This window comes from Pseudomonas kilonensis (assembly GCF_001269885.1).
GTDB classification, from domain to species: domain Bacteria; phylum Pseudomonadota; class Gammaproteobacteria; order Pseudomonadales; family Pseudomonadaceae; genus Aquipseudomonas; species Aquipseudomonas kilonensis.
The window spans coordinates 161441-188409 of record NZ_LHVH01000034.1; the positions used below are offsets into that span (position 1 = coordinate 161441).

Below are 26969 nucleotides of genomic sequence, written 5' to 3' on the forward strand. Positions count from 1 at the left end.
AAATCAATTCTTGAGCAGCAACGCACCTTCGATGGGCACGTAGCGGCTGGCGGCGCGGATCAGCGAGTTGGCGGTCAACCCCGGCACGCCATAGGCCACGGCTTGTACACCGTGCTTTTGGATAATGCGCTCGAGCAACATGTCGAAATCGCCGTCGCCGGAGGCCAGCACCACCTCATCGACGTGGTCGGCAGCGTCCATGATGTCCAGCGTGATGCCCACGTCCCAGTCGCCCTTGGCCGAGCCGTCGCTGCGCTGGATGTAGGGCTTGAGCTTCACGATGAAGCCCAGGTTGCGCAGGATCTGCTGGAATTGCTGCTGCTTGCTGTCACCGCGATCGATCGCGTAGGCGTAGGCCTCGACGATCTGCCCCTGTTTGCTGACATCGGCCCACAGCGCGGCGTAGTTGAAATGGCAACCGTAGGCCTGGCGCACGGTGTAGTAGAGGTTCTGCACATCGGCGAACACTGCAATTTTTTTCACCGCGTTTCCTCTTGGATGCACATGCACGCAGACCACCTGGGCCGAAAAGTCGCCCAGTATGCCAGCCCGAAGGATTGTTCCGCGAATAATCGGCCCGAGGCGCCAGAGCGCCCCGGACGAATGGCAGGTCAGACGAAGGAGTCGTCGTCGCCGAAGGAAGACGAATCGTCGCTGTAGTCCGCGTCGCTGAAGCCGCCCGGGTCGTTGCTGTAGGCGTCATTATCGGCCACGCGCTGGTCATCGCCCCAGCCGTTGTCGCTGTTGTTGGCGGTGTCGTTGACCGGTTGGGCCGGCTCTTCCTTGATGACCTCGACGACTTCCTGGGGTTGCTGGTTGCTGTGAAACAGGCTGCTGATGCCTTGGGCCAGCATCACGCCGCCGGCCACGCCCGCCGCGGTTTTCAGGGCGCCACCCAGGAAGCTGCCCGCTGCCGGGGCCTGCTGCTGCGGTGCGCCATAATTGCCGGGCGGCGCGCCGAAGCCCTGTTGGGGCTGGGCATTGAAGGACGGCTGTGCCGGTTCGCGCCAGCCACCACCGCTTGCGGCCGGCGCGCTCGCCGGGCGTGAATCCCGCGGGCTGCCACCGAAAATACTCGAGAGGAAACCTCCGCCGCCGCTGGGCGCCGACGTCTGTTTGCGGGCCTGTTGCAGCTCGGCCTGCAATTGCTCGACTTGCTGGGTGAGTTGCTTGTTCTGCTCATCGAGGCGCTTGATCGCGGCCTCCTGCACCAGAATCGCCTGGGCCATGAAATAGCCCGCCGCTGGCTGGCTGGCCAGGTGTTCCTTGATCCGTGCCTCGGCCTGGGCGTCGCGCGGGGCTGAATCCTTTTCGGCCTGTTGCAGCCGTGAAAACAGTCCATCGATCAGGGTTTGTTCTTCGCTGTTCATGGCGACCTCATTAGATTGCCGGGTAGAAACCATTCCGATCCCGAAGACCGGTGCCCATCAGTAATGGGGCTCGTCGAAAAGCTTTCAATGGTCTTTACCTGATGTTTACGTTTGTTTCTGCGGTCACCTGATGGGTAAAGTGTCGGACCGCTTTTTCGAACTGCGATACCGACCCATGAATCCGTTAGAAGTACTGCGTGACTCTTTGTATTTTTTCAAGCGCCATCTGGGCCGGATCGCCCAGTTGTGCTTGCCGCTGGTGATACTCGAAGCGGTGCTGCAGCAGGGAGTGGACAGCGCCGTCGGGGCCGACGGCTTTTCCGGCTACAGCGTGATCGTCGGGCTATTGGTGTACCCGCTGTACACCGCGGCTTTGATTCTGTTTCTCGATGCCCGCAGTCGTGGCGAAGCCCCCCGCGCCCGCGATTTGCTCGCCGCCGCGCTCCTCCAGTGGCCACGCTTCGCCTTGCTGACCGCGCTCAATACTCTGCTGATCCTGATCGGCATCTCGTTGTATTTCCTGCCAGGGCTATGGCTGATGGTCGTCCTGGCTTTCGGTGAGTACCTGCTGGTATTGAAGGGCTTGGCGCCACTGGCCGCCATGAAGGAAAGCGCGCGCCTGAGTCGAGGCCATTTCTGGCGAATCCTGCTGTGCATCCTGGCTGTTATGGTCCCGCTGTGGCTGCTCAAGGGCGCCAGCGTCTCGGTGTATCCGCCGCCGCAAAATCCTTTGGTCAGCTTGCTGATCGACAGCATCCACAGTTTTCTGCAATTGTTCACCACTGTCGTGCTGTTCCGAATGTTCATGTTGATTGCAGAAAAACCTGAGCCATGACCCGTCTACTGCGCCACACCTTGCTGGGCCTGCTGTTGATCCTCAGCCTGGCCGCCCTGTCGATCTACGCCCTGACCTGGCGGCCACAGCCCCGGGAAACCCTGCCGGTCAGTTGCACCGCCAACGCAGCTCCCCTGGTGCCCGGCCAGGCCTTGAAGGTGATGACCTGGAACGTGCAGTTCCTCGCCGGCAAGCGCTACGTGTTCTGGAACGACCTGGCCCAGGGCGACGATGAACGCCCGACCCTGGAAGACATGGCCTTCAGCCTCGACGAAGTGGCCCGGGTCATCCGCGACGAGCAACCGGACATCGTGTTGCTCCAGGAGCTGGACAAGGGCGCCAAGGCCAGCGATTACCAGGACCAGCTCAAGCTGTTGCAGGAACGGCTGGCCGACCTCTATCCGTGCGGCACCAGCGCCTTCGACTGGAAGGCCGACTTCATCCCCGACCCGCACATCTTCGGCAGTGTCGGCCGGCAACTGGCGACCCTGAGTCGCTACCGCATCGACCGTGCCGAACGGGTGCAACTGCCGGTGGCCGACACCAACTTCATCAGCCGTCAGTTCCAGCCGAAAAATGCCCTGTTGGTAAGTTATCTAGCGCTGAGCGATGGCGGCCAGCTGGCGGTGCTCAACACGCATCTGGAACGGGCCACCGAGCCGGACGAAACCCTGCCCAGACAAATCACCACCGTAACCAAGGCACTGGATAAATTCGAATCCGCAGGCACGCCCTGGCTGATCGGCGGCGACTTCAACCTGCTGCCCTTGGGCCAGTACCGACGCCTGCCGTCCGAGCAACGCACGCCCTACTCCGCCGACAGCCCCTTGCACCAGCTGTGGGACAAATACCCGATGATCCCCACCAACAACGAGGCCAGCGGTATCGATCGCGCACACTGGCTGACCCACTACCCGAACGACCCCGGCCTCAACGGCCCCGACCGCACCGTCGACTACCTGTTCTACAGCCCGCGCCTCAAACGAGTCGAAGCCCAGGTAAGGCAGGACGACACCTTGCGCATCTCCGATCATTTGCCGGTGATTGCGCGGTTCTTGTTGCCGGCAACGCCTTAGCGGGCTCACCACCGAACACATGTGGGAGCGAGCTTGCTCGCGATAGCGGTGGATCAGCAACATGACTATTTGGCTGACATACCGCCATCGCGAGCAAGCTCGCTCCCACAGAGTTTGTATTTCATATCCTGAATTTCTTCAGCTCACTTGCGCGGCTTGACCCGCGCCGACGGTGAGCGCTCATCAATGTTCAGGTTTGAGTATCGGCGCTCACGAACTGCGGCCAGGTGTTCGAAAGGACCGATTTGAATCCTTGAGCCAATAGACCGTCGTGAAATACCCCCAACCGATCAAAAACGAGGGGGCGATCGTCAACAACACATTGGGCGTGCCTGCCCCTATATGAACAGCCGCCGACAAAGCAGAAAACAGACTCACCACGGTCAATGGCACGACCGCACGTCGAGCCAGCGCATGCCATCCAGCCAACATTTGCGCCAGCTTAAACATGACTGACAACGCAATGAGCGTTGAAACATAACTGATGAGGCCTTGAGTGATTGCCGCCAGCCCCATCACTTTCATGCTGTGAGCACTATTGGATACCGCTGCCAGCAAACCATAAAAAATGGCCGCCGGCAGCGCCGAGAGAAGAACAGACGTCTTATTCACTCACATAAACTATCGGATGATCTTTTCTTTAACAAACCACTCCGAATCAGGCTGCAGCATCACCACGCACAAGATCTGATCCGAATAGGTGACGTGCTTGATAAAGTGCGCGTTAGTCACTTCATCACTGGACATGTCCATCTTCGGAAAGAAGTTAGGCGCGACAGAACTCTGGCCTCCAGGAATGACACCGGTATTCACATCCAGCACCAGGTCCTTGGACAAGGAGTGAACAATTTCAACCGCCAGCGCCGCCATGTCGGCACTCTGCACATCGACGCGCAAATCCGGGTAGAAACGTGCCGATGGAACCCGCGAAGACATGACCCTGAACATATTGTAGACAACCGGGTTATAGGTCTTGGCAACGATCAGCTTCGGCATGCCGATCGCTTGAATGACATTTTTCAAAAAGAACTGATTAAGCTTTTTAAAAAGCGCCGACCCTCGGTATTCATCCGCGATCATCGCCGTCCAGAGATACAGGAACGACGAAGAACCAAAAGGAAGGCTTTTTGCCCCAATGATCCCCACCACCTTTTCGGTGTTCGAATCGATGGCCAGCGCCAGATGCTCGTATATCTCGAAAATGCCTGGCTGATTACCAAAGTATTGATTGACGTCGTATTCAGGCATTCCTTGCTGCAAATCCGCGACGATCTTGGCCTTGAAACTCTCCGGAAAACTACGGCCGACAGCCGAGTAATCCAGATCCCAACCCGCGCTATTTTCCTGACTGTTCATACGCCACCTTAATTCAAAATTTGTTGTTTGGATAAAATCTGAGCGCATGGCTTTCAGGCATATGTCCTGACACAGGGATTTTTATGTAGTCCCCCCGTCCCCAGAGCCTGTTCATGTCCACATAGCCGTTAAACTTTATGCCCGTATTAGAGGAGGACAGTATGTAACTTGAGTTATCAAGGTTCGACAGATCCGCCACCATCCTGAACGTGGCCGCAATATTGGTATTGAACGGGTTGGCCGGGTCACTGTAATTGTAACGCCCGACATTCACCGTAAAGTTGTCCCCGCCCATGGTATTGCGGTTATCAAAGAACCAGGCCATGGGACTCTTGTGCAAGGGCACATGTTCGGCAACTGCGGTATGCGCGCGCCCCCAATTCCAATCACTGACGTCAGCGCCATACTTGTCCTTGATTTGCTGCAGCGACAGGTTTAATGACCTTTCCAGCGCTCGCTGACAATTGTCAGCGCCCCCACACCAAAAGACCTGATCGGCTTTTTTGCTTAACACAAGGTTGAGAAAAGCATCGTAGTTACGCTGATTCCAGCCCGCCGCCAAAAGCTCTTTGCCAATTTTCTGCTCCAGCAATTCCTGCGTGAAGTTCTTCACCCAGTATGCTGCAATCAATGGCGCCGCCGACTCGGGATCCGAGTCAAACCGCCAGGCCTTGAGGATGCTCAACTGCGCAGGCGTTGAAGGCAGCCCTTCGACCAGCGCAATCATTTTGGGTAACAGATCGGCCATGGACGACGAGTAACGATCAAGCTGGATGTCGGCGGACGTTTGCAGGGTATGAGGCGCACGCCCCTTCAAAAGATCCATGATGCGGTCGTAGCGATAAGGCAAAACCCAGTCATGGCCGAAGTTGAACGGGTAATTATCGGGAACAATGCGGTTGTTAGCGGTGGCAATGTAACCACTGGCAGGGTTGAACTGCGTGGGCTTCGCCGACTGGGGCACATACCCTGTCCAGTCATACTTAGCTTCCCAGCCAGGTGCAGGGGCTTGACCCAAGAGGTCGTTATCCTTCGCTTTTACCGGCACCCGGCCCGCGGAAACATAGCCAATGTTGCCTGCCGTATCCCCATAAACCATGTTTTGCGGAGGCACGCCAAACTCGGCGGAGGCCTGCAAAAATTGCGGCCAGTTCTCTGAACGGTTGATGCCCAGAATGCTGTCGAAGGTTTTGTCATTGGTCTCCAGCCCGGTCCAGGCCAGCGCAATGACCACGGATTTTTTACCGTTGATGGCCTGTTGCGCCGCCTGGTAGATATCACTGATTACCGGGCCGTGATTCGTATACCGGACCGGTAACGTGACAGACGCCTCACCTTTGACATCAATCTTCTCCTGCACCACCCGAAACGGCTTGTAGGTCGAATCGGAGGCGAGATAGAGGTTGTTATCCGAAGGGTTCAGTTTCTCTAGGTACGCATCCTGAACGGACGACCCGGTATTGGTGTAGCCCCACGCGATCTTCTTGTTGTGTCCGATCACAAAAAGTGGCGCACCGGCATAAGTTGCCCCCACGAGCGACGACTCGGGCGTCTCGATAGAAGCAAGATAAAACAGCGCCGGATTGGTCAATTTCAAGTGCGGATCGTTGGCCAGTATCGGTTTACCCGTAACCGTATGGTCGCCGGCAATCACCCAGTTGTTCGACCCTACGCCCTCGACATTCGAGGGCGGCAGTTTATCCAGCAGCGCCAAACCGGTGCCGGACACGTCCAGGTTGTTGTACAGCGCGGCATAGTCCCTGGTTTTGACCGGCGCACTTCCCGGGTAAGGCGCAAACACCTCATTAATCTGTGAGACGGTCAAGTTTTTGGACAGCGACAGTCGTTGCAATTGCATGCCCAGGTTGGAGCTTAACGTCCATGAAAACAATAAATGCAGCGCGACTGAATCGGAAGGCTCCCACCGTTTGAGCGGTGCGGAACGAGTCAATGAAAACTCGACGGGCAAGCGATCTGCGAACTTGTCGATGAAAAAGTTCACACCGTCGCTGTAGCTCTTCAGTACGTCCTGGGTTTGCGGTTTCAGCTGCTGAAATATCGAGTCTGCGGTTTTCTTGAACCCCAACGTCCTGGAAAATTTGTCCATGTCCAGTGTCTTGGGGCCAAATGTCTCCGACAGGGTGCCGTTCGCGTAGTTTTTGCTGAACTGCATCTGCCACAACCGATCCCGGGCATGGCTATACCCCAGCAAAAAATACGCATCCCGATCATTTGCAGCCTTGATGTGCGGAACGGCGTTGGCATCCCAGGCAATACTGCCTTTATCAGAAATGCCGTCCGCGACTTTTATGATACCGGTCTCGAACACATTGGACAGTGTAATGTTGTGCAGCACATACATCACACCGACAACTGCGATACCGAGCACGCCGAAAATACCAAACACTATTATTTTAATTGTTGCTTTCATGACATCTACGTCCTGACCCAGAGCACTCACGCCACCCGACGATTTTTTTCTGCGTACTTGCTCACGAAGAACACCAGCGATACTCGTTCACCCTCAGTCACGGCTTCAACCTGATGAGGAAAGGAGCAGTCGGTGATTACGATGGATTGCAGCTCGGGCCGAATGAGATTCACCTGCTCGCCCTGGTCATTGAAAATCAAGAATTCGCCACCGGAAAAACCTTTACCCAACTGCAGTACGATCGAATACAAATAATCCGGATTACTGTCGACATCCAAATGTTTGCCAATGAAAGATCCGTCTTTCATCTTGTTAACCTGCATACGGCGAATGTAGAACTCTTCCCCCCCCAACAGATTGGAAACAAAACCCAGCAGTTTCTGATTGCAAACCACCGAAATCATCTGATCCGCGAGTGGCTGGTTAACGCGCATCGGTCTTTCGACGTCGGTCATGAAACGGGCGACTGCAAGATCGTTGAGTTCGTCAGCATCACCGATGAAGACTTGCTCCCACGGCAACGCCTTACTTGCCAGGATGGTATTGATCTCATCCCAGTCATTCTGACTGTACAGAAACTCGGTAGCGCTGGAGTAAAACGAACCGTTCACTGCCAATTCTTTCTTCGCGACTTCAACAACATTCATTTCACGTTCCCTCGTTCAAAATCGTTCATTAAACTTCGACTTCTACTGCTGACGCTTCACGCGTCGCTTTTATCTCAAGGTGCTGTTTGCTCGTGTTGTACCAAGTGATGAGATCGAACGGATCACTTTCATCCCGACACAAGTGGTCTCGCAAGATAAGGAAGCTCTCGGTCATGCTCCAGGTTTCGGTCATCGGGCCAAACCGCGATACCAATGCTTCATTGGCCGCCCTTTCCGGGGCGATGCTCCAGAAGTTCACACCCGGGTTGCGGTGATGAAAATCATGGCTCGGCAAATCTTGCATAAAGGAAAAAACACGCAACGGAATATCAATGAATACGACTGCCAAACCCCACTTCACTACACGCCAGGCAAACGCCCAACCGGTGTAATTCAAAGGGTAAGGGCGACCAAAAAAACGCCCCCAGCTGAGTGAGCCGTAGAAAATATACTTGGGCAAACCCTTGGTATTTTCCGAAAACCACAAATGCTCGGTAACGTGTTGTATCCAAGACGAAAACTGCGTAACAAGCAAAATCGGCAGCAGATAGAACACGACAAAAGGCGTCATATAGCCGGACAGGTAAACCCCAGTCAGCAACAGTAACCAATAGATCGCCCGACTGTTTTTTTCGTGCTTGTCCGTTTTGACAAAGTTAACTTCGAGCCGGAACTTTATATGCTCATAAATACGCATTGGGTGAAACGGCGCCACCACCAGTTTTGTCCAAAATTCAGTCTCACTCATGCCTTTGTAGAAGCCATGGCTGGTCATGAACTGAAGATCGACATCTTTATCGGTGCAAAATGTATTGACGCTGTGGTGCTCACCCACGTGCAACTTCATGTAGTTATTCCACGGCGTGTGCAGAATGGGCATCGATAACACCCACTTGCAAACAAACTTTGCCAACCGCTTATTAGCGATGCCGGCACCGTGAATGGTGTAGTGGAACGTGTGCAGCAAACCCCGCTGCCGGTTGACCACCATGCAAATCATCGGAATCGACAGCGCCAGCTTGATACCCCAGTGAAGATCCGACTCCAGCAGCTTATTGCCGAGCAGAACCGCGGCCACGAAAACTGCATAACCCCAGCTGATCTGAAGAAACAACTGCCACGGTTTCAAGAGCGTATCTTTAGCGCTTTTCGGTGCGTTCTTATTACCGGACTTGCCCGTCACCCATGTCCAGAACCCCTGAAGCGGCAAGCGCTCATAGGTCGCCCTGACATCAATGCCATGCCCATATTTCGTGTAGCGTGTGGCAAAGAGTTCCTCTTTCATATTGGCAGCCTCCCTACTTCGCCTATAGATAATCCGTTTTCACATACAAAACAGCGACCGAACCAAAGAAAGAATAGAAAGGTTCCATCTTGTAATGGTCAACGGCCAAGACCACAAACTCTTTATACACGTCAAGAAATATGCCTCCCATAAGGGCATACTCAGCGGCCTGCGAGAGAAAGTTGTTCCAGATCGTTTCATCACTCTGGGCCACAAACCACTTGGAATACAGCGGCCGTCTGGACTCGAATATTTCCTTCATCTGTTCGTAGTTTAAACCCGTCTGGCCATAATCCCCTGCACGGAGTCGTTCCAGAATAGCTTGATGGCGCTCGTGCCAAGTCTGTTCATCGCCACACAGTTCAAAGAAAGAGCCAACGGCCGCAGGCGCTGTTAATTTATCGCCAATAGTCAGCAATTGCTGATTGACTTTGCCGAGAAACTCATCACGCGCGCTTAGCGAACTGGCGTTCTTGTTAAACGATATGTATTCGAACTCGCCACCGAACAGCTTATGCTCCAGGGGAACACCCACAGCGCGCGAAAAGTCGCTCAAGGCGTCGTCCGCTTTGATTAACTTTGCTCCCGCCAGCCCTGGTTGCTCGCCAACGTGGGTAAAGGTGTACCGGGGCGCGCCTTCAGCGTCCATGTCATAGGAATAATCCGGGCATATCGCACTGACAATGGTCAACGGCCGATCAAGTGACTTACTGCGGTTGATCTGCGCTACAACGCCCCCCATCGCTACCTGCGTCGGGGGCATCAGACCACCAGCGGTCAACAGTTGCGATAGGGCTGATCCGTACAATTCAATGTGCTCCACATCTGTATACTTCAGCTCGACAGCGGACTTCGCAACGTGGTTATCCGACAAGAGCAACGACGCTATCGAAGGTATGCGTCCTTTAGACTTGAACACATGGATATTGGTAAGCACCCGTCCCTTGGCATTCAGCAGTTCAAACTCAAACTCTGAATACTTGTCCTTGAGCATCATGTAAAACAGATAGTTACTCACCGGGAGCGTCTTGTTTCCGAAAGACCTGCGTAAAGCAACGTACTGACTGCGCAGATTTTCAATTCTCCCCGAGAGGAACTCCGGATCCTTAGGCACATTTAACGCATCGTGAGGAATACCGGAATTTATGCATTTCAACAGGTCACGACTCAAGCGTGAATCAATATTCAAAAACATATTACTCACCCGCGTTTGACTAGTGACTCTTCCTTCATGATCTCAGGCATTTTCATTCCCGCTGGTGTTTCATGAACGTCTTTAAACAACAGCATGTCGACAAAGCGATTTTCTTTGTTCTCGGAAAAGCCTTGAGGTGCGAAATTTTCCTTGGGATTTTCAAAAGTCCCGAACAGCATGTCCCAGATCGGGAAGTCACTGTAATTGCACTCATGACGATCACGTTGGTGATGAACCCTGTGCATCTCTGGACGCTGGAACAAGTAGCCCAGGAAGTGCGGGGTTCTGATATTGGCGTGATAGAACATCTCGCCCAGTGCCGCGAACATCACGTAGAAGGCACCCGCCTCCACACTGATGCCCAGCAACACGTAGGCCACCGCACTGCCCAACATCGAGTTGAAGACCATTTCCGTGGGATGCTTATAGAACGAGGTGAAGACTTCAATCCGTTGCGGGGCATGATGAATCTGGTGAAACAGGCGCCACAAGGTGTTATTGGCGTGGCGAAAGCGATGCCACCAGTAAGTGACGAAGGTATTGACAAAATACGCGATGAAACCCGCAACGAGAGGACTATAGCTTGCAGAGAGATGAAACAGGCTGTGACCTTGCATCCACTTGTTCCATGACACCCCGGCCAGCAACGCCACCGCGATCTGAATAATGTTGAGGGTCATGGATCTAAAAAACCAGGTACTGACTTTGGGTAGCTTCCACCCTGGAATAATATGTTCCAGAACCAGCACCGCCAGCGCGACGCCTATCAGATAGATAATCATAGCTAATCCTTTAATCTCAGTTTTTTATCGTCACCCAGCGTCCAGTTTAATAAGCAGACAAGGCACTTATTGTTTGCTCGTTAATCTCGATCCAGAATGCAAGTACCGGCTTACCATCAATCAGCTGAGCGCAGGACACACGATGCACGTCTGCCCCCATTCTTCTGAGCAGTCGTTCGTTACCGACAGCAGAAAAAGCGATGAGCCTTTTAACGTTATGTCTTTTGGCCACTAACACCACTTGTTTCATTAACCGACACGTATCCAGCCAATGACCTGAGGTAGAAGCATCAGCACCTTCCGAGTTCACGGCAAAACGAGACAACTCCCAGATGTCGTTTGACTTTGGCAGCGGTATATCGCCCATCAGACCTGGAAATATCTGTTCAAGAAGATAGTTATTGCTCGTCGTCAGCATCCTTGCACAACCGCAAACATGCCCTGCTTTATCCCGAGCAATAACATAGTAGGTGTCGTCGCGGTCAAACTCGTCAGACTCCAGGCCCACCTCACACTTTAGAGGCCAGCCCATTTTTTCCACAAAGATTTTGTAGCGAAAGAGTCCGAGCCCCGCAATAAGCTCAGAGGAAAGTTGCTGCGCTGTTCCATTTATTATATTTAACATTCCACACCAGCTTCCAATCCAGTTCCCTGGATTAGAAGTCATGATTGCGGAACAAAACAGCTGCCCAAAAGGGCAGCCTCTATAACGCCACCTTCGACGCCCAGGCGTGCACGCACTGAAGCAAAATCCCATGCGCCGGCCCGAGCCTGCGGACGACTGGTGGAGTCACTGACGAAAAGCCAACGGAGATGGATGGTCGGCTCGCACCGGGGGACAGCATTCCATTCGAAGCGCCCCCAGCTTTAGCCGGGGTGACACTGAATAACATTGATGCTGTCATGAAAAACCGGCATTTGCGAGTTTGACTGGAGAGTCAATTTGGGATGTGACAGTGACAGGGGTAGCTTATATATAGAAAGAATTGTGTCTTAATCGAAAATAAGGAGACCGGCACCCCCACTGCCACCTCAGTGATTAACGGCGCTTCCTCTTTACGACATTTGTAACACCATCAATACATCAGGTTGCACCATTAACGACAATGGTTGCACCACTAAAACTCAGGGTTGCACCCATACTTCAAGCTCTCAGGCAGCTTCGATTTCAAACGCTGCCTGGATAGCCAGATAAGAAGCAGTTGTTGTGTAATGTCGGCCCCGAGATCATACCCACGGGGCGAACGTAACATAATGTTGCAACTGATGCCGCCCGGTGCTATAAGAGCCTTTCCAGAAAAAGTTTCTTTAAACCAAGACCAACCGATGCTCAATTTTGGTACGAAACCCTGGCACTCCCATTCACTGTATCCAGCATATGCAACAGGCAGTCCGAGTTCTTTTAGTTCGACAGTCAGGCTAGTGTCAACCCAGGCGAGAGAAGGCTGAAACGACAAGCCGCTTAACTCCGCATAAGACAGACGTACCAGCTGATCGGGGGCTAAGGATTGCATTTACATCACCCTGATTAGTTATTAGTTTTTTATTATTTGAAATGGATTTCCTTGCACATCACAACATCAACAACCCAACACTTTGGACCCAGGCACATCCCTTACACCCTTCAACATTGGTAAGTACACATGTCTGATTGGCGCGAGCATTACCTATCTCTGTTCATGAATGTAACATCCAAGGAAGAATTGCTTACGCTGCTTGAATTTGTCACTCGCTCTTTTGAATTCGATCAATACTCCCTCGGCATTCGCTTTCCATTGCCCATCTCCAGTCCGCAATTTCATCTATCATCCAATTACTCCCCCTCTTGGGAGAACACCTATAAAGACAATAACTACTTCAGCATCGACCAAACTGTAAAGCATGGGTTAACAGAAAACCAGCCACTGTGTTGGTCTGCCGATACATTCAAGGAGCATCTTCATTTCTGGGAAGACGCCAAACATTATAAACTTGTCCATGGCTGGTGTACGCCGTCCCGAGGAAAACACGACACGATTGGACTGTTTTCCCTGATCAGATCCGCCAGCCCGGTTACATCATCGGAACTCAACGAGAAAGAAGCAAAGCTGATCTGGATAGCCCATATCGCACATTCCACCATGCTCAACTTTATTGCCCCCAGCTACATCCCTGAAATTGGCGCGTCCCTCACCGCCCGGGAAGTAGAAACCTTGAAATGGTCGGCAACGGGCAAGACCTACTCCGAAACGGGATTGATCTTGTCCATTGACGAAAGAACCGTGAAATTTCATCTCGTCAACGCCATGCGCAAACTGCACTCCACTAACAAAGTAGAAGCTTCCATGAAAGCCTATGCCCTGGGCATGCTCCATTGATTGAGCGCTATAGCTGAATCAACGGCGGAGAATCGAAGCTGATCGCTTGAGAAATACGCTCAGGTATTTCTCAAGCGAAGGGTGTTGCGCAAGCACTAAAGGGTGATTTCCCCAACCATATACAACACCGACTCCCCGGTTATCAGCACTCGGTCACCGGCCATCTCACAGCGCAGCTGCCCCTTTCGGAGCCCACCTTGTTGCGCCGTCAGCACTTGCTTGTCCAATACACCCGACCAGAAAGGCGTCAATGAGGTATGCGCCGAGCCTGTCACCGGGTCTTCGTTCACCCCGACATTTGGGCCAAACCATCGAGAGACAAAATCGAAATCCTTGCCTTGCGCGGTCACCACCACACCCCGCAGTGGCAACCCCTTCAGGCGAGCGAAGTCCGGTGTCAACTTTTCGATAATCGTCTCATCAGGCACTACGACGATGAAGTCGTCTGTTGCAAAGACTTCTGCCGAGGTCAAACCCAGTGCGGGTAACAACTCGGACGGCGGTGTGCAGCGCTCAGGGATTTTCGCTGGAAAATCCAACGTCAGCCCGGTACCGGAGCGACGGACCCGCAGCTCCCCGCTGCGCGTCGAAAACCTTAAAATATCTGCGTTTACGCCTAACTTATTCAAGATTACCCAAGCGGCCGCCAACGTCGCATGCCCGCACAGCTCAACTTCGACCAGCGGCGTAAACCACCTCAGCTCATAGATATCGCCTTGCTTAACAAAGTAGGCTGTTTCTGACAGATTGTTTTCAGCGGCAATCGCATGCAACTGCTCGTCTGGCAACCAATAATCCAACGGACAAACAGCCGCAGGATTACCCGCGAATGGCTGAGAGGCAAAAGCATCAACTTGAAAGATAGCGACCTGCATTAATCAGACTCCTATTATGACCTGACGCTGACAATATAAATAACAAGCATTAACAACAGCGAGACCACTGCACTCACAATCAATAAACACTAACAACTATATGACACTAAATTTAAAACCAATTACCTATCGCTGTACACCTGCCCTTTCGGGCAGGAATTTTCATCCTGTCACTCAATTCAAACATGAATAAAAAAAATAGACCGGCACTTCCCCAGAATTACTTTTGCGCTTGACTTAGCTTAACTACAGAAACGCCCTACAATTATCAAACAAAATAGCCTCCCAGCGAGTCGCAGGCAATCGTTTTAAACAGACCTTGAGTTGAATGACCGCTCTCGTTTAACGTCTCACCCCGGTGGGGTCAACGTCGACAGGTGTGGAGTTCGTGCCCCACCAACTATAAGGAGATGGAATGCTACAAATACTGGGCAAAGCCTCATCGATCAATGTCCGCAAAGTGCTCTGGACCTGCGCAGAGTTGCAAATCCCTTTCGAACGGAAGGACTGGGGCTCTGGTTTCAGGGAAACGAACACACCTGAATTCACGGCACTGAATCCCAATGCGATGGTTCCGGTGGTTGAGGACGACGGCTTCGTGCTGTGGGAGTCCAACACGATCATCAGGTACCTGGCGAACCGGAACAACGCCCTGCACCTTTATCCAGCAGACGCAAAAGCCAGAGCCCGGGCGGATCAATGGATCGACTGGCAAGCCACCGACCTCAACAAGTCCTGGGGTTATGCCTTTATGTCGCTGGTCAGGCAATGCGCCGCCCATCAAGACCATGACGCGCTGGCCGCAGGATGCCGTCAATGGTCCAGGCACATGGCGATCCTGGATCGACAACTCGACACAACGGGCGCGTACGTCAGCGGCAGCGAGTTTTCGCTGGCAGACATCCCGATAGGCCTTTCAGTGAACCGCTGGTTTGAAACCCCACTGACTCATCCGGACTTCCCCGCGGTCAGTGCCTATTACGAACGCTTGAGCCAACGTTCCGGCTACCGCCTGCATGGCCGAAACGGTACGCCGTGAAGCCCACGGTTCAGCCCCGCGTCGAACGTTTGCCCGCCAGGCGTTGCGGCCAGTTGCCGGCGTTGGCGCGGTTCTTGTTGCCGGCAACGCCTTAGTACGACTCGCCGCAGAATAACTGTGGGAGCTTGCTCCCACAGTGGACCTGTGTCGCAATCTAGAACGTGCCAGTTTGGGATAACGCCTGGCCTACACGAGCAGTACGCTCTGACTGTCTTGGTGGTATTGCTCTGAGTCCGCCTCACACTGAACACCCCTTTCAAGGAGTGATCCATGAGCGACATCCAGATTCGCCTGGCTGAACAGAAAGATGTTGAAGCAGTGGGTGTACTGTTTGATGCGTATCGGCAGTTCTACAGGATGGATGCCGACCTACAGCGGGCGACCGCCTATATCAGGGCACGGACTGAAAAAAGTGAGTCCCTGGTGTTCGTTGCAAAGAACGCCGCCAAAGAGATTGTGGGGTTCTGCCAGCTCTACCCAACCTTTTGCTCGGTTTTCACGGCGCGCATCTTCACTTTGTATGATCTTTTCGTTGATTCGAACGTACGCCAACAGGGTATAGGCAAAAAGCTGCTTATGGCCGCCGAAGAATATGCCAGGCAACAGGGGGCAGTCCGTATGGACTTGCGCACTGCCAAGACCAATCAATCCGCCCAGGCACTCTATGAGTCTGCAGGTTGGATACGCGACGAGATGTTTTTAAGCTACAGCAAGTTTCTTGAGAAAGACGGTGTGTAGATGAACGCCTCCTGGGAAAGCGTTCATCTACACACCGCTATCGCGAGCAAGCTCGGCTCCCACAGAGTTTGTATTTCATATCCTGAATTTCCTCAGCTCATTTACGCGGCTTCACCCGCGCCGTCGCCTCCGCCACCAGCGGGTCGTCCGGCCAGTAATGTTTGGGATAGCGCCCCTTGAGGTCCTTCTTCACCTCGGCATAGGTGCTGCGCCAGAAGTTCGCCAGGTCCTGGGTGACCTGCACCGGTCGGCGCGCCGGTGACAGCAGGTGCAACTTGACCACCTGCCGCCCGCCAGCGATGCGCGGGGTGTCAGCCAGGCCGAAGAGTTCCTGCAGGCGCACAGCCAGGATCGGCGGATGCTCACTGTAGTCCAGGCGGATCGACGACCCCGAAGGCACGCTCAAATGGTGCGGCGCCAGTTCATCCAAGCGTTGCGGCAGGGGCCAGGGCAACAGGTTGTGGACGATGCTCGACAAATCCAGGTGGGCAAAGTGGCTGAGGCGCGAGACGCGGCCCAGATACGGCATCAACCAATGCTCGAGGCTGCCCAGCAATGCACTATCGCTGACGTCCGGCCATTCGCTCTCGCCCTTGGCGTCCAGGTCCAGGCGCCGCAGCAGCGCCACCCGCGCCTGCCATTGCCGCAGTTCCGGGGTCCAGGGCAATAACTCCAAGCCCTTGCGCCGCACCAGGTTCACCAGGGCCTGGCTACGGGCCGACTCATCCAGGCCGGTCAGCGGTTCGCGGCTGAGCACCAGTTCGCCAACCTTGCGCTGGCGCTCGGCGCGCAGCACGCCTTCACGCTCGTCCCAATCCAGTTGATCCACAACGCGTACTTGTTCGGCCAATACCGAATCGAACAGCGCCGGGTCGAAATCCGTCGCCAGGTAGATCCGCTCTTCCCGCTGGCCCTGGCGGCTGCCCAGGTCGGCGATCACCAGCCACGCTTGTTTCATCAGGCTGTCAGCCTCGGCAAACAGCGCCGCACGCCCATTCGCCAGGCGATATTCCGCACCGCCAGGCCGGCGCTGCTGGGCAACGCGGTCCGGGTAAGCCAAGGCCAGCAACGCGCCGAGCCAGCGCGGATGATCGGGGTCGGCCACGGCTTCTTCGGCCTTGCCCCGCAGGTAGCCGCGATATTGCCGGGCCAGTTGCCGCGCCCGCTGCACCCCGCCCTGGGCGCCGCGCGCGGCTCGTTCTTCGCCGGACAGCAAGGCCAGGCGACTGTGCAGATCCGCGCCGGCGCCACGCAGAATATCGCGCTCGCCCAACAGTGCGGCGACGTTGCAGGCCATGTCCGCCAACCCCAACGCCTGGCCGCGCAACAGCAGATGAGCGATACGCGGGTGGGCCGGCAGTTCAGCCATGGCCTGCCCGTGGCGGGTCAGTTGCTCGCCCTCCAACGCGCCCAGGCGTTGCAGCAGGTCCTGGGCCTGGGCATATGCGGCTGTGGGCGGAATGTCGAGCCAGACCAATTGCTGCGGCGTCACGCCCCAGCGCCCCAATTGCAGGGCCAACCCGGCCAGGTCCGCCGACAGAATCTCCGCGCTGCCGTACGCGGCCAATTGTTCATGCTGGTCTTCGGACCACAATCGATAGCAGACCCCCGGCTCCAGGCGCCCGGCTCGACCGGCCCTCTGGGTGGCGCTGGCCCGGGAAATGCGCTGGGTGTCGAGACGGGTCATGCCGCTGCCCGGGTCGAAACGCGGCACCCGGGCCAGCCCGGCGTCGATCACCACTCGTACGCCGTTGATGGTCAGGCTGGTTTCGGCGATGTTGGTGGCCAGCACCACTTTGCGCTGGCCGGGCGACGCGGGGTCGATGGCGGCGCGCTGGGCGGCGAGGTCCAGTTCACCATGCAGCGGACAGAGCAGCACATTGCCGCCCTCGCCCAAGGCCTCGGCCAATTGCTGATGAACCCGGCGGATCTCCGCCTGCCCGGGCAAGAACACCAAGACGCTGCCGGTTTCATCGTGCAGTGCTTCGAGCACGGTCTGCACCAGCCGCGGCTCGATGAACTCGCCGGGCTGGAACGGCCGGCCCCAGCGCACCGTCACCGGGAACATGCGGCCTTCGCTGCGCAGGATCGGCGCGTTGTCCAGCAACCCGGCCAGGCGCTCGCCTTCCAGGGTGGCGGACATCAGCAGGATCTTCAGCGACTGGTCTTCGCGAAACAGCTCCCGACCGTTGAGGCTCAAGGCCAACGCCAGGTCGGCGTCGAGACTGCGTTCATGGAATTCATCGAAAATCAGCAGCCCCACGCCTTCCAGCGCCGGATCGTCCTGCAAGCGACGGGTGAGGATGCCTTCGGTGACCACTTCAATGCGGGTCTTGGGCCCGACTTTGCTGTCGAGGCGAATCCGGTAGCCGACGGTTTCACCGACCTTTTCCCCCAGCTCGCTGGCCAGTCGCTCGGCCGCCGCCCGTGCCGCCAGGCGCCGGGGTTCGAGCATCAGGATGGTCTGCCCGGCCAGCCAGGGCTCGTTCAGCAAGGCCAGGGGAACACGGGTGGTTTTACCAGCACCGGGCGGCGCTTCGAGCACGGCTTCGTGGCGCGATGCCAAGGCTTGACGCAGGGCGGGTAAAACTTCATCAATCGGCAAAGAAATCATGCTGGCTCCAAAACAGAGGGCCGAGTATAACGGCGAACTGTTTAGCGTGGTCTGGACTCCAACCAGCAACGCCTCTACCTGTTCAGGAGATTGCTATGCGTATTCCCTTTCGCGTGATCGGTGGCGTCCTGGTCGCCGCCCTGCTGACTCAAATCAGCGCCTGTGGTTCGATCTTCTACCCGGACCGTCGCGGCCAGATCGATGGCAAGATCGACCCGGCGATTGCCGCGCTCGATGCCGTCGGCCTGCTGTTCTACATCATCCCCGGCCTGATCGCGTTCGCCGTGGACTTTGCCACTGGTGCCATTTACTTCGAGCCGGGCAAGAGTGTCCAGATCGAGCCAGAGAAACTCAAGCCGGCCATCAACCCCGACGGCACGGTCAATAACCAAAAGCTGCAGGCGATCCTGGAACGCGAACTGGGCCGCAGCTTCCCGCTGGACGATCCTCGGCTGATCCAGCACAAGGGCAGCGCGCAACAACTGGCTGCCCTGGGTCTCAAACCCGCCGCATGACAAGCGCTATTGAAGGAACGACCGCGCCATGACCACCAGCACCGAACACGCCCGTCTGCTGCGCCTGGCCACCCGAGCGTCGGTGGCCGTGGCGCTTGTCCTGGTCGTCGCCAAGGCCCTGGCCTGGTGGCTGAGCGGCTCGGTGAGCATGCTTGCCGGCCTGACCGACTCGGCACTGGACGGCGTCACCTCGCTGCTCAATCTGCTGGCGGTGCATTACGCCCTGCGCCCCGCCGACGATGACCATCGCTACGGTCATGGCAAGGCCGAATCCCTGGCCGGCATGGCCCAGGCGCTGTTTATCGGCGGCAGTGCGGTATTGATTGCCTTGCAGGCTTTCGAGCGGCTGAAAAACCCGGTGCCGGTGGACGCGCCTTGGCTCAGCGTCGGCGTGATCGTGTTTTCCCTCGGGCTGACCCTGGCGCTGCTGGCGTTGCAGCATCGGGTCATCCGCGCCACCGGCTCCAACGCCGTGCGCGCCGACTCGCTGCACTATCGCTCCGACTTGTTGCTCAACGGCAGCATCCTGGTGGCGCTGGTGCTGGCCGGATTCGGCTGGTATCAGCTCGACGCCTGGTTCGGCCTGGGGATCGCCATTTACATTCTGTGGAGCGCCGTCCAGATCGCCCGGGAAAGCTTTGCGGTGCTGATGGACCAGGAACTGCCGCCCGACGTCAGCCAGCACATGCTGGAACTGGCCTGCGCCGTGCCCGGCGTGCTCGGCGCCCATGACCTGCGTACGCGGATCTCCGGCAACCACTGGTTCGTGCAACTGCACCTGGAGTTGCCGGGGGAATTGACCCTGTCAGTGGCCCACGGCATCAGCGACCAGGCTGCCGATGCGATCCATCATGCCTATCCGAAGGCCGAAGTGCTGGTGCATGCCGATCCGTCGGAAGTGGTGCAGCGCGCCAGCACATAACCTGTGGCGAGGGAGCTTGCTCCCCGCTGGGCCCTGTAGGAGCTGTCGAGTGCAACGAGGCTGCGATCTTGTCCCTGGCTATTGAATCGAAAGCGAAAGCGAAAGCGAAAGAGCAAGATCAAAAGATCGCAGGCTTCGCCAGCTCCTACAGAGTCCAGCGGGGCGGTGCGACGTTTCGCTAAATCCCCTCGCCACAAAAAGCAGCGTCCGCACGATCTTTACCCAGCCTCAGTACGTCACTTGATACCCACGACTGCTCAAGCAACTGCCCTGGGCCTGGCGATAGGTCTGTACCACTTCCGGTGCCGGAGGGTAGGTGTAGTTGCGCGGGTCGAAACCGCTCTGCTGCACGGCCCAGCGATAGCAGTCGTAGCCATCCTGATTGACCTGCTCAGGCGACTGGCCGTTGGCCGGATAGGCCACTACGTCAAAGCTGTTGCCCTGGGGTTGAGGTTGCGGGTTGGCCACGGGCGGCTCGACCACAACGTAATTCTGAGTATTGGCTTCGTAGATGTAATAGGCGCCGGCGGCGAGAAAGAACAGTGAACTGCCGATCCACACTTCCCTGGCGTAATCGGGCAGGTAACGGGTACGGATGCCCCGCGGCGGCGCGACCACGACATAACGCGGCCCTTGCGGGCGATACCAGTAGCCACCCGAATAGAAGTAATCCTGGCCGCGATAGGGCACGCGGTAGTTGCGATCCGGGAAACGGTCGATCACGTAACCCGGGCGGTATTGCGGCCCCGGGCCCCAGCCGTTGCCATGGCCGTCCGGCCGACCAGGCCAATGCTGTTCGGGACGGTTGTCATGACTTGGGCGTGGCCCGCCGCTCGGATAACCATCGCTGCGACGAGGAATGTCGCGGTAATACCCCGGTTGCGGTTCCCGAGTCTGGGTCACGCTGTCGGGCCGGCCCTGGATCGGCAGGTTGTTACCGGGTTGTGGCTGCGGCGGGCGACCGTGGGCGTTAGGGTCCTGCGCAGGACGATCGTAATGCTGTGCGCCTGGATTCTGCGGCTTGACCTCGAACTGACGACTGTTGTCGCCGCGAATGATTTCGTTGCTCTGCGGCCGCGGCTGGCCCGAATAACCCTGGCCGTTGCCGCCGCGCCCGTCCTGCCCGCGACCGCCGTCCGGACCGCCACGGTTTTGCTGATCGTCGGCCATTCCCTGCGCACTGACACTTGCCCACAGCAGACCAACACCTGCCAAACGCCAGATGCGCGACTTCATGAAATTCCTCACAACGGTTCAGGGCCTGATGATAAGACTGGAAAAGCCCAGGCCGGTTCTGCGATAGGTTATCAGCCACGGGGTTTATTTCGCAGGCATTAAAAAGGGGAGACCCGTCGGCCTCCCCTTGAAAATTTCGTCCGTGCTCGACGCTTATGACGTCGGCTCACCTCACGCCGTCTTCTGGACAGTGTGCAGCTCGGGGGCCTGCCAGTACCGGTGGGTACTGCGGCCGCAGCCGGCCTGATTGGGCGGGCTGCACTGGACTGTTTGTCCGAGCAGTGATCTTGGTGGTAAGCATAGGCCTTGGGTGCCGACAGATGATTGCGAAGATTGCGGAAATAAACATCACTTGCGCAATTTTTAACCCTAGATAGATAATCTGCCGCAATTATCAAGATAAAGGCCCGACCGATGAGCAAACTTGACCGTTACGACCTGAGTATTCTGGCGGAATTGCAGCGCGACGCGCGCATCTCCAACCAGGAACTGGCCGAACGCATCGGCCTGTCGCCCTCCCCCTGCTCGCGACGGGTCAAGCAGTTGGAAGATGATGGCTACATCACCCGCCAGGTCGCCCTGCTCGACCGCAAGCTGCTGGGCCTGAGCCTGACGGCCTACGTGCTGATCGGCATGGACCGCCACACCCCCGAGCGTTTCGAGAACTTCGAAGCTGCCATCCGCAACCTGCCGCAAGTGCTGGAGTGCAGCCTGGTCACCGGCATGGACGCGGACTACCAGCTCAAGGTCGTGGTGCCGGACATGGACCATTACCAGAAACTGCTGCTGGGGCACCTGACTCGTATTGATGGCGTTACCAGCGTGCGTTCGAGTTTTGTGCTGAACCAGGTGCTTAACAGCACCGAACTGCCGTTGACTCATCTGCGCAGCTGACCGCTTTTGTGGCATTGATCGTTCCCACGCTCTGCGTGGGAACGCCTCTCCGGACGCTCTGCGTTCGGCTCTTGGAGGGGACGCAGAGCGTCCCGGGCTGCATTCCCACGCAGAGCGTGGGAACGATCAACAGTGAACTTGAGGCGATGAATAGCTGCGACACACCGCCGCAGGCCAATCCCGTGCCCGCCCCCCATGCCTTATACTCGCCGCGCCTTTTCAACCCCGCCCACGCCGGAGTGTCCTGATGGATCCTGCTGTTTTCGAAGAGTGGATGATGACCGGCCTGGTCAGCATCCTGATCATTTTCATGGGTTTCATCGTCTGGGACCTGGCGAAGAAGTCCAAGGCCGGGCGTTTCGGCTCGTTCATCCTGTTTTTCGTGCTGGGCCTCGGCGTGGCGGCGTTCGTTATCAAGAGCGTGGTGATCGGCCTGATCGAATCCGGGACGTTATAAACGCGCCGGCACTTCTTTCCACTGGCCCTGATCGAGCCCCTCGATCGTCCAGTCGCCGATCCTGACCCGCACCAGGCGCAAGGTCGGCAAACCCACGGCGGCGGTCATGCGTCGCACCTGGCGGTTGCGCCCTTCGCGTATCACCAATTCCAGCCAGCTCGTGGGCACGCTTTTACGAAAACGCACCGGCGGGTTGCGCGGCCACAACTGCGGTTCTTCCAATTGGCGCGCTTCGGCGGGCAACGTCATGCCATCGTTCAACTCCACGCCGTCGCGCAAACGCTGCAACTGTTCAGCGCTCGGCTCGCCCTCCACCTGCACCCAATAGGTCTTGGCCAGCTTGTGCTTGGGGTCGGCAATACGCGCCTGCAACTGCCCATCGTTGGTCAGCAACAGCAAGCCTTCGCTGTCGCGATCCAGCCGTCCGGCCGGGTAGATGCCCGGTACGTCGATAAAATCCTTGAGCGTCGCCCGCCCCTCACCGTCACTGAATTGCGTCAGCACATCGAACGGTTTGTTGAACAGAATCAGCTTCGACTCGGCCGGCGGGGCCTTGGCCACACGGCGCGGGGCGGAGGCTGGAAGCTTCGCGCCAGGGCGACGGGAAGCAGGGCGTGGAGGACGGGGCATGGCGAATACAACATTTAACGGTCGGGCCGACCATGCTAGTGGCCCGACCGTTAAATAACCACCATCCCCTTCAACAGGGCATCAGCGGAACGGCGGCTCGTCGAAGCTGCGCAGCTTGCGCGAATGCAACGAGTTGAGTTCGGTGCGCAACAGGTCCAACGCCTCGATGCCGATCTTCAGGTGCTGGTTGACCGCGCGCTCATAGAACGCGTTGGCCGAGCCCGGCAGCTTGATCTCGCTGTGCAGCGGTTTGTCCGAGACGCAGAGCAAGGTGCCGTAAGGCACCCGCAGGCGATAACCCTGGGCGGCGATGGTGCCGCTTTCCATGTCCACCGCCACCGCGCGGGACAGATTGATCAGCGGGCGCTCCTGGGCCCAGCGCAGCTCCCAGTTGCGATCGTCGTAAGTCAACACGGTGCCGGTGCGCAGGCGTTTTTTCAGCTCATCGCCCTTTTCACCAGTGATGTTCGCCGCGGCCTGTTGAAGCGCCATCTGCACTTCGGCCAGGGCCGGAATCGGAATGTTCGGCGGCACCACCCGGTCGAGAATGCCATCGCGGCGCATGTAGGCGTGGGCCAGCACGTAGTCGCCAATGGTCTGGGACTGCCGCAGCCCGCCGCAGTGGCCGATCATCAGCCAGCAATGCGGGCGCAGCACGGCCAGGTGGTCAGTGATGTTCTTGGCGTTGGACGGGCCGACACCGATGTTCACCAGGGTCACGCCATGGCCATCATTGGTCTGCAGGTGATAGGCCGGCATCTGGTAGCGGTGCCAGACCACGCCGGCGGCGATGGCCGACGCTTCGCTGTGCTCCATGTTCTTGTCGATGATCACGTTGCCCGGCAGGACCATGCGCACAAAACGCGGGTCGCTGCGCAGTTGCTCCAGACCGTGGACGATGAACTGGTCGACATAGCGGTGGTAGTTGGTCAGCAGGATCCACGGCTGCACATGGCGCCAGTCGCTGCCGGTGTAATGCACCAGCCGGCGCAAGGAAAAATCCACCCGCGCGGCGTCGAACAGCGCCAAGGGCAGCGGGTCGGTGTTTTCCCAATCATAGAGGCCGTCGGCGATGCCATCGGTGGCGGCCGACAGGTCGGTGCTGGGGAAAACCCGTGCCAGCACGGCGGCGGTCACGCCGGAGCCGGCCAGTTCGTCGCCCTGCTCCACCACGTACGGGTACGGAATGTTCTGCTCGCTGACGCCCACTTCCACGGTGACGGTAAAGTCGTGCATCAGCGGGACCAGCTGTTCCAGCAGGTATTTACGGAAGGCGGCGGGATGGGTGACGGTGACGCTATAGGTGCCGGGCAACTGGACCTTGGCATAGGCTCGCGTGGTTTGCGGGACTTCGCCGTGGCAGTGATAGGTCAGGCGCAAGGCCGGATAGCGAAACAACGCACGTTGCTCGGCATCCGGCTCGACGCGGTCCTTGAGATAACGCATCAGCGCCTGGTTCAGCGCGGTGGTCGCACGCTCGTGCAGGGCCGCCAGACGATCCACGGCTTGTTCGGCGGTTTGAACGACAATAAACGCTTCGGTCACGATCAGCTTCCTGTGTTCTGACTTGCAGGCCTTCATCTTGCCTGCATCGCCGCCCGACGGGAACAGTGGCGTAGTGGACTCGATCCCACCCTTGATCTCAGTAGCCCCAGAATTGCCACCACAGTTCCCCTGTGGGAGCGAGCCTGCTCGCGATAGCGGTGTATCAAACAACACAGATGCTGGATGTGCCGACGTCTTCGCGAGCAGGCTCGCTCCCACAGGGTTCGATGGCGTACTTAGATGTTGCGTACGACTCAGGTCCACTGTGGGAGCGAGCCTGCTCGCGATAGCGGTGTATCAAACAACACAGATGCTGGATGGACCGACGCCATCGCGAGCAAGCTCGCTCCCACAGGGTTCGATGGCGTACTTAGATGTTGCGTACGACTCAGGCCCACTGTGGGAGCGGGCTTGCTCGCGAAAGCGGTGTGTCAGACAACAAAGATGCTGAATGTGGTGAAGCTTTCGCGAGCAAGCCCGCTCCCACAGGGTTATGCGCCGACCTGAACCCTCTTAAAAGCCGTGCGGGGTGGAGCGCGTCACGATCGCCTCGACATTCAAGCCCCGAGGCAAGGCACCGTACACCCGGCCGGCCGAACCCAGGCGACTGGCAATGAAGGCATCGCTGACATCGCTGTTGCCCGCCTCGAGCAACAGCTTGGCTTGCAGGCCGACGGCGATGTCTTCGGTCAATTGCCGGGCGCGGTACTGGATGTCGTCGGTGTCCTTGAACGCGGCGTGCAATTGGTGGATGTGGCCGGCCAGGCGCTTGTCGCCGTGGCCGTCGCCCAATTCGCTGAACAAGACCTCCAGCACGCCGGGCTCCTTGGACAAGGCGCGCAGCACATCCAGGCATTGCACGTTGCCGGAGCCTTCCCACGTCGAGTTGACCGGCGCTTCGCGGTACAGCCGCGGCAGGATGCTGTCTTCGACGTAGCCGGCACCGCCCATGCATTCGGCGGCTTCGTTGATCATCGCGGGGGCGCGCTTGCAGATCCAGTACTTGCCCACCGCCGTCACCAGCCGGGCGAACTTGGCCTCATGCTCGTCATTCAAGTGATCCAGCGCCCGGCCCATGCGCAGGCTCAAGGCCAATGCGGACTCACTTTCCAGCGCCAGGTCAGCCAGGACGTTTTGCATCAGCGGCTGTTCACTCAACAGCTTGCCACCGACCTTGCGGTGCGCGCAGTGATGACTGGCCTGGGTCAGCGCCTGGCGCATCAGGGCGCTGGAGCCGACCATGCAATCGAAACGGGTCATGGCGACCATCTCGATGATCGTCGGTACCCCCCGCCCTTCTTCACCGACCATCCAGGCCAGTGCGCCACGGAACTCGACTTCACTGGAGGCGTTGGAACAGTTGCCCAGCTTGTTCTTCAGCCGCTGGATGTAGAACTGATTGCGGGTGTCGTCGGGGCGATGGCGCGGCAGCAGGAAACAGGTCAGGCCTTTGTCGGTCTGGGCCAAAGTGAGGAAGGCATCGCACATCGGCGCCGAACAGAACCATTTGTGGCCCACCAGTTCATAGGCCTGGCCCGGGCCGCTGGCGCCCACCGGATAGGCCTTGGTGGTGTTGCCCCGCACATCGGTGCCGCCCTGTTTTTCGGTCATTGCCATGCCCAGGGTCACCCCGGCCTTGTGGGCCATGCCGACGTTGCGCGGGTCGTATTCGGTGGCCAGCACCTTGGGCAGCCAATGCTCGGCCAGGTCCGGCTGCAAGCGCAGCGCCGGTACGCTGGCGAAGGTCATGGTCAGCGGGCAGCCGGTGCCGGCTTCGGCCTGGCTGTGCAAATAGGTCATCGAGGCACGGGCGACATGCGCGCCGGGTTGCGGATGCGCCCAGGGCAAACTGGGCAGGCCGTGCTCGACGGCGGTGCGCATCAACTGGTGATAAGCCGGATGGAACTCCACCAGGTCGATGCGATGGCCGTAACGGTCATGGCTGGAGAACACCGGTTTGTTCTGGTTGGCCAGGAAGCCCGCGTCCATCAACGGCCCGCCGGCCAGCGCCCCATACGCATCGATCCGCGCCTGTGCCCAGCCCGCCCCAAAGCGCTGCGACCACTGCTGCAGCGGCAGGTCGATGCGGTACAGGTTGGCGCCATCCAGGGACGGCGGTTGGTTGGTGACGTCGTGGGTTTCAGCGAACTGGTGCAGGTTCATCACAGGG

Annotated in this window: 26 protein-coding genes; 9 read left to right on the forward strand and 17 right to left on the reverse strand. The window is 57.5% G+C overall.

Translation table 11 applies throughout. The annotated features are described in order from the left end of the window. Positions 1-3 precede the first annotated feature (3 nt). Both AD662_RS24885 and AD662_RS24890 read right to left on the reverse strand, forming a co-directional pair. The gene (locus AD662_RS24885; protein WP_013694260.1) at positions 4-483 is read right to left on the reverse strand and encodes a LabA-like NYN domain-containing protein; all 480 of its coding nucleotides are present in this window, start codon (positions 481-483) and stop codon (positions 4-6) included. Between the two features lie 128 nt (positions 484-611). Next, on the reverse strand, positions 612-1370 hold the full coding sequence (locus AD662_RS24890; protein ID WP_053189904.1) for a DUF2076 domain-containing protein: 759 nt from the start codon (positions 1368-1370) through the stop codon (positions 612-614). Positions 1371-1545: 175 nt separating this feature from the next. On the opposite strand from AD662_RS24890, the gene AD662_RS24895 reads away from it, so the two are divergent. Further along, on the forward strand, positions 1546-2205 hold the full coding sequence (locus AD662_RS24895) for a YciC family protein (protein WP_024618231.1): 660 nt from the start codon (positions 1546-1548) through the stop codon (positions 2203-2205). Further along, a complete protein-coding gene (locus tag AD662_RS24900) occupies positions 2202-3281 on the forward strand; it encodes an endonuclease/exonuclease/phosphatase family protein (protein ID WP_053189905.1) in 1080 nt (359 codons plus the stop codon). The genes AD662_RS24895 and AD662_RS24900 overlap by 4 nt, the downstream gene beginning before the upstream one ends. A 210-nt stretch (positions 3282-3491) precedes the next feature. On the opposite strand, the gene AD662_RS24905 is transcribed toward AD662_RS24900, so the two are convergent. The 9 genes from AD662_RS24905 to AD662_RS28945 form a co-directional block, all read right to left on the reverse strand. After that, positions 3492-3893: a hypothetical protein gene (locus tag AD662_RS24905; RefSeq protein ID WP_074849483.1), complete on the reverse strand. Its 402-nt coding sequence runs from the start codon at positions 3891-3893 to the stop codon at positions 3492-3494. Positions 3894-3902: 9 nt separating this feature from the next. Further along, positions 3903-4637: a hypothetical protein gene (locus AD662_RS24910; RefSeq protein WP_018604935.1), complete on the reverse strand. Its 735-nt coding sequence runs from the start codon at positions 4635-4637 to the stop codon at positions 3903-3905. Between the two features lie 13 nt (positions 4638-4650). Next, positions 4651-7068, reverse strand: coding sequence for a penicillin acylase family protein (locus tag AD662_RS24915; RefSeq protein ID WP_053189906.1), 2418 nt, complete (start codon positions 7066-7068; stop codon positions 4651-4653). Between the two features lie 26 nt (positions 7069-7094). After that, the gene (locus AD662_RS24920) at positions 7095-7715 is read right to left on the reverse strand and encodes a 2OG-Fe(II) oxygenase (protein WP_018604931.1); all 621 of its coding nucleotides are present in this window, start codon (positions 7713-7715) and stop codon (positions 7095-7097) included. A gap of 28 nt (positions 7716-7743) precedes the next feature. Next, the gene (locus AD662_RS24925) at positions 7744-9000 is read right to left on the reverse strand and encodes a hypothetical protein (protein ID WP_174553529.1); all 1257 of its coding nucleotides are present in this window, start codon (positions 8998-9000) and stop codon (positions 7744-7746) included. Between the two features lie 22 nt (positions 9001-9022). Next, positions 9023-10195: a hypothetical protein gene (locus AD662_RS24930; RefSeq protein ID WP_033062569.1), complete on the reverse strand. Its 1173-nt coding sequence runs from the start codon at positions 10193-10195 to the stop codon at positions 9023-9025. Positions 10196-10200: 5 nt separating this feature from the next. Continuing rightward, entirely contained in the window at positions 10201-10977 is a 777-nt protein-coding gene (locus AD662_RS24935) for a sterol desaturase family protein (protein WP_053189907.1), read from the reverse strand. Between the two features lie 46 nt (positions 10978-11023). Next, positions 11024-11644 carry an acyl-homoserine-lactone synthase gene (locus AD662_RS24940; protein ID WP_235862369.1) on the reverse strand — a complete coding sequence of 207 codons (621 nt, stop codon included), beginning with the start codon at positions 11642-11644 and terminating at the stop codon, positions 11024-11026. Positions 11645-12095: 451 nt separating this feature from the next. Then, positions 12096-12491 carry a DUF4902 domain-containing protein gene (locus AD662_RS28945; RefSeq protein WP_074849485.1) on the reverse strand — a complete coding sequence of 132 codons (396 nt, stop codon included), beginning with the start codon at positions 12489-12491 and terminating at the stop codon, positions 12096-12098. Between the two features lie 129 nt (positions 12492-12620). Between AD662_RS28945 and AD662_RS24945 the strand changes: the two genes are divergently transcribed. Then, on the forward strand, positions 12621-13334 hold the full coding sequence (locus AD662_RS24945; protein ID WP_018604917.1) for an autoinducer binding domain-containing protein: 714 nt from the start codon (positions 12621-12623) through the stop codon (positions 13332-13334). Between the two features lie 95 nt (positions 13335-13429). Here the strand turns inward: AD662_RS24945 and AD662_RS24950 are convergent, their stop codons facing one another. Then, positions 13430-14209: a PhzF family phenazine biosynthesis protein gene (locus tag AD662_RS24950; protein WP_053189908.1), complete on the reverse strand. Its 780-nt coding sequence runs from the start codon at positions 14207-14209 to the stop codon at positions 13430-13432. A 415-nt stretch (positions 14210-14624) separates the two neighbouring features. Between AD662_RS24950 and AD662_RS24955 the strand changes: the two genes are divergently transcribed. Beyond that, on the forward strand, positions 14625-15248 hold the full coding sequence (locus AD662_RS24955) for a glutathione S-transferase family protein (protein ID WP_053189909.1): 624 nt from the start codon (positions 14625-14627) through the stop codon (positions 15246-15248). A gap of 270 nt (positions 15249-15518) precedes the next feature. Further along, complete coding sequence (locus AD662_RS24960) at positions 15519-15986, forward strand: GNAT family N-acetyltransferase (protein WP_053182061.1); 468 nt, start codon at positions 15519-15521, stop codon at positions 15984-15986. A 97-nt stretch (positions 15987-16083) separates the two neighbouring features. Here the strand turns inward: AD662_RS24960 and hrpB are convergent, their stop codons facing one another. Continuing rightward, positions 16084-18600 carry an ATP-dependent helicase HrpB gene (hrpB, locus tag AD662_RS24965; protein WP_053189910.1) on the reverse strand — a complete coding sequence of 839 codons (2517 nt, stop codon included), beginning with the start codon at positions 18598-18600 and terminating at the stop codon, positions 16084-16086. A gap of 95 nt (positions 18601-18695) precedes the next feature. On the opposite strand from hrpB, the gene AD662_RS24970 reads away from it, so the two are divergent. Continuing rightward, positions 18696-19115, forward strand: coding sequence for a hypothetical protein (locus tag AD662_RS24970; RefSeq protein ID WP_053182066.1), 420 nt, complete (start codon positions 18696-18698; stop codon positions 19113-19115). Positions 19116-19143: 28 nt separating this feature from the next. Then, a complete protein-coding gene (locus tag AD662_RS24975) occupies positions 19144-20037 on the forward strand; it encodes a cation diffusion facilitator family transporter (protein WP_053182069.1) in 894 nt (297 codons plus the stop codon). Between the two features lie 228 nt (positions 20038-20265). Here the strand turns inward: AD662_RS24975 and AD662_RS24980 are convergent, their stop codons facing one another. Further along, on the reverse strand, positions 20266-21273 hold the full coding sequence (locus tag AD662_RS24980) for a DUF6515 family protein (protein ID WP_018609913.1): 1008 nt from the start codon (positions 21271-21273) through the stop codon (positions 20266-20268). Between the two features lie 414 nt (positions 21274-21687). On the opposite strand from AD662_RS24980, the gene AD662_RS24985 reads away from it, so the two are divergent. Beyond that, positions 21688-22167, forward strand: a complete 480-nt coding sequence (locus tag AD662_RS24985; RefSeq protein WP_003185723.1) for an Lrp/AsnC family transcriptional regulator — start codon at positions 21688-21690, stop codon at positions 22165-22167. A 247-nt stretch (positions 22168-22414) separates the two neighbouring features. Beyond that, on the forward strand, positions 22415-22624 hold the full coding sequence (locus tag AD662_RS24990; RefSeq protein WP_007937369.1) for a DUF2788 domain-containing protein: 210 nt from the start codon (positions 22415-22417) through the stop codon (positions 22622-22624). On the opposite strand, the gene AD662_RS24995 is transcribed toward AD662_RS24990, so the two are convergent. The 3 genes from AD662_RS24995 to AD662_RS25005 all read right to left on the reverse strand — a co-directional run bounded on the left by AD662_RS24995 (position 22619) and on the right by AD662_RS25005 (position 26962). Beyond that, entirely contained in the window at positions 22619-23185 is a 567-nt protein-coding gene (locus AD662_RS24995; protein ID WP_161798368.1) for a pseudouridine synthase, read from the reverse strand. The two genes, AD662_RS24990 and AD662_RS24995, sit on opposite strands and share 6 nt — an antisense overlap. 150 nt (positions 23186-23335) lie before the next feature. Next, positions 23336-24835: an AMP nucleosidase gene (gene amn / locus AD662_RS25000; RefSeq protein ID WP_161796662.1), complete on the reverse strand. Its 1500-nt coding sequence runs from the start codon at positions 24833-24835 to the stop codon at positions 23336-23338. A 477-nt stretch (positions 24836-25312) separates the two neighbouring features. Next, positions 25313-26962 (reverse strand): acyl-CoA dehydrogenase family protein, encoded by a 1650-nt coding sequence (locus tag AD662_RS25005; RefSeq protein WP_053189911.1) that lies wholly within the window; start codon positions 26960-26962, stop codon positions 25313-25315. Positions 26963-26969: the final 7 nt, after the last annotated feature.

Excerpts from the sequence above, each read along its gene's own strand:
- AD662_RS24890 (WP_053189904.1), bottom strand. The coding sequence starts at position 1,370 with ATGAACAGCGAAGAACAAACCCTGATCGATGGACTGTTTTCACGGCTG.
- AD662_RS24895 (WP_024618231.1), top strand. The coding sequence starts at position 1,546 with ATGAATCCGTTAGAAGTACTGCGTGACTCTTTGTATTTTTTCAAGCGC.
- AD662_RS24900 (WP_053189905.1), top strand. The coding sequence starts at position 2,202 with ATGACCCGTCTACTGCGCCACACCTTGCTGGGCCTGCTGTTGATCCTC.
- AD662_RS24910 (WP_018604935.1), bottom strand. The coding sequence starts at position 4,637 with ATGAACAGTCAGGAAAATAGCGCGGGTTGGGATCTGGATTACTCGGCT.
- AD662_RS24915 (WP_053189906.1), bottom strand. The coding sequence starts at position 7,068 with ATGAAAGCAACAATTAAAATAATAGTGTTTGGTATTTTCGGCGTGCTC.
- AD662_RS24920 (WP_018604931.1), bottom strand. The coding sequence starts at position 7,715 with ATGAATGTTGTTGAAGTCGCGAAGAAAGAATTGGCAGTGAACGGTTCG.
- AD662_RS24925 (WP_174553529.1), bottom strand. The coding sequence starts at position 9,000 with ATGAAAGAGGAACTCTTTGCCACACGCTACACGAAATATGGGCATGGC.
- AD662_RS24930 (WP_033062569.1), bottom strand. The coding sequence starts at position 10,195 with ATGTTTTTGAATATTGATTCACGCTTGAGTCGTGACCTGTTGAAATGC.
- AD662_RS24935 (WP_053189907.1), bottom strand. The coding sequence starts at position 10,977 with ATGATTATCTATCTGATAGGCGTCGCGCTGGCGGTGCTGGTTCTGGAA.
- AD662_RS24940 (WP_235862369.1), bottom strand. The coding sequence starts at position 11,644 with ATGACTTCTAATCCAGGGAACTGGATTGGAAGCTGGTGTGGAATGTTA.
- AD662_RS28945 (WP_074849485.1), bottom strand. The coding sequence starts at position 12,491 with ATGCAATCCTTAGCCCCCGATCAGCTGGTACGTCTGTCTTATGCGGAG.
- AD662_RS24945 (WP_018604917.1), top strand. The coding sequence starts at position 12,621 with ATGTCTGATTGGCGCGAGCATTACCTATCTCTGTTCATGAATGTAACA.
- AD662_RS24950 (WP_053189908.1), bottom strand. The coding sequence starts at position 14,209 with ATGCAGGTCGCTATCTTTCAAGTTGATGCTTTTGCCTCTCAGCCATTC.
- AD662_RS24955 (WP_053189909.1), top strand. The coding sequence starts at position 14,625 with ATGCTACAAATACTGGGCAAAGCCTCATCGATCAATGTCCGCAAAGTG.
- AD662_RS24960 (WP_053182061.1), top strand. The coding sequence starts at position 15,519 with ATGAGCGACATCCAGATTCGCCTGGCTGAACAGAAAGATGTTGAAGCA.
- hrpB (WP_053189910.1), bottom strand. The coding sequence starts at position 18,600 with ATGATTTCTTTGCCGATTGATGAAGTTTTACCCGCCCTGCGTCAAGCC.
- AD662_RS24970 (WP_053182066.1), top strand. The coding sequence starts at position 18,696 with ATGCGTATTCCCTTTCGCGTGATCGGTGGCGTCCTGGTCGCCGCCCTG.
- AD662_RS24975 (WP_053182069.1), top strand. The coding sequence starts at position 19,144 with ATGACCACCAGCACCGAACACGCCCGTCTGCTGCGCCTGGCCACCCGA.
- AD662_RS24980 (WP_018609913.1), bottom strand. The coding sequence starts at position 21,273 with ATGAAGTCGCGCATCTGGCGTTTGGCAGGTGTTGGTCTGCTGTGGGCA.
- AD662_RS24985 (WP_003185723.1), top strand. The coding sequence starts at position 21,688 with ATGAGCAAACTTGACCGTTACGACCTGAGTATTCTGGCGGAATTGCAG.
- AD662_RS24990 (WP_007937369.1), top strand. The coding sequence starts at position 22,415 with ATGGATCCTGCTGTTTTCGAAGAGTGGATGATGACCGGCCTGGTCAGC.
- amn (WP_161796662.1), bottom strand. The coding sequence starts at position 24,835 with ATGAAGGCCTGCAAGTCAGAACACAGGAAGCTGATCGTGACCGAAGCG.
- AD662_RS25005 (WP_053189911.1), bottom strand. The coding sequence starts at position 26,962 with ATGAACCTGCACCAGTTCGCTGAAACCCACGACGTCACCAACCAACCG.